General features: G+C 33.0%; 1 protein-coding gene. It reads left to right on the forward strand.

The annotated features are described in order from the left end of the window. The coding region (locus BW716_RS35525) for a sugar MFS transporter (RefSeq protein ID WP_220388937.1) at window positions 1–481 on the forward strand (481 nt) is incomplete at its 5' end. Between the last annotated feature and the right edge of the window lie 4 nt (window positions 482–485).

Raw genomic sequence — 485 nt, forward strand, 5'->3', positions numbered from 1 at the left:
CAGCATAATGATTGCGAGTATTTTGGCTATTTCACTAGCAATTGGGCGAATGATTGCAGGTATTGTATCTAAAAAAGTAAACTGGATTTGGGTTTTAAGTGTGTGCATTTTTTCGGCAATGCTGATCGTGATTTTTGTACTTCCAAAAACAGTTGGATTAGAGGTAAAAAACATCAATACACTTTCGGATATACCTCTAATAGGGTTCGCGTTTCCGTTAATCGGATTGTTTATTGCGCCAATTTATCCTTTGCTAAATTCGATTGTATTAAGTGCTTTACCTAAGAATTTGCAAAGTTCAATGACCGGATTAATTGTAATATTTTCTGCTCTTGGCGGAACATTAGGTTCCAGAATAACGGGCTGGTTGTTTAAAAATGAAGGACCGGAAAACGCATTTTATTTTACTTTAATTCCAATGTCTTTATTATTAATATCCTTTTTTATTCTCAAAAAAATAACTGCAAAAGATGAAATTTAAACTA

The sequence above is a fragment of the [Flexibacter] sp. ATCC 35208 genome (assembly GCF_001975825.1).
Classification (GTDB): Bacteria; Bacteroidota; Bacteroidia; order Chitinophagales; family Chitinophagaceae; genus Chitinophaga.